Origin of the sequence: Sphingobium nicotianae (assembly GCF_018603885.1) — a bacterium.
Classification (GTDB): Bacteria; Pseudomonadota; Alphaproteobacteria; order Sphingomonadales; family Sphingomonadaceae; genus Sphingobium; species Sphingobium nicotianae.
The window spans coordinates 1-855 of record NZ_JAHGAW010000025.1; the positions used below are offsets into that span (position 1 = coordinate 1).

Sequence of the window (855 nt, forward strand, 5' to 3'; positions counted from 1 at the left end):
TAGGCCGGATCGACATTCAGCGAAGCCAGATCATGGCGGCAGCGAGGTGGATGAAGCCGGCGAAATGGATAGTGCGCCGATCGTAGCGCGTGGCGAAGCGGCGGAAATGCTTGAGGCGACCGAAGCATCGTTCGATCCGGTTGCGCTGCTTGTAGAGGTCGGTGTCGTGGGGGATGAAGACTTTGCGATTGCGCTTGGACGGGATCACGGCCTGCGCCTCCATTTGAGCGATCGTCTCTCGTAAGCCATTGCTGTCATATGCTTTATCGGCGAGCACAGCCCCGGCCTGCTGACCTTTGAGCAGGGCTGGAGCGGCGGTGATGTCATGGGCCTGCCCTGCCGTGATGGAGAAGCGCAACGGCCGCCCCAGCGCGTCGGCGAGCATGTGGATCTTGGTCGTCAGTCCTCCTCGGGAACGCCCCAGCGCCTGGTCTTGCGCCCCCCTTTTCCGGTCGCTGCCTGCTGATGGGCGCGAACGATGGTGCTGTCGATCATCAGATACTGATTGTCGCGATCCGTGGTGAGCGCATCAAACACCCGCTCCCATACCCCAGTGTCACACCAGCGACTGAAGCGCCGGTGCACCGTCTTCCATCGGCCGTAGCGCTCAGGCAGGTCGCACCAATGCGCACCAGATCGCAGAACCCACAAACATCCGTTCACAAACAATCTGTTATCCGATCCTGTCCGTCCAGGATCGCCAGCCTTGCCAGGTAGCAGTAGAGCCATCTTCGCCCACTGCGCATCGTTCAACTCGTAACGCTTGTTACCCATCGTCCGCTCCGCGTTCCAACACGGAGCCCTATGAATCAGCGATCAGACCTTTTGGAAATCCTGAATGTCGATCCGGCCTAG

General features: G+C 60.2%; 1 protein-coding gene. It reads right to left on the reverse strand.

Annotated elements, in window-relative coordinates; all coding sequences use genetic code 11:
* Positions 1–16: 16 nt before the first annotated feature.
* Positions 17–774, reverse strand: a protein-coding gene (locus tag KK488_RS21185) for an IS5 family transposase (protein ID WP_432653880.1) whose coding sequence is annotated in 2 segments (ribosomal slippage) — positions 17–438 and positions 438–774 — 759 coding nt in all. Because the reading frame shifts where the segments join, the coding sequence is not laid out codon by codon here.
* Between the last annotated feature and the right edge of the window lie 81 nt (positions 775–855).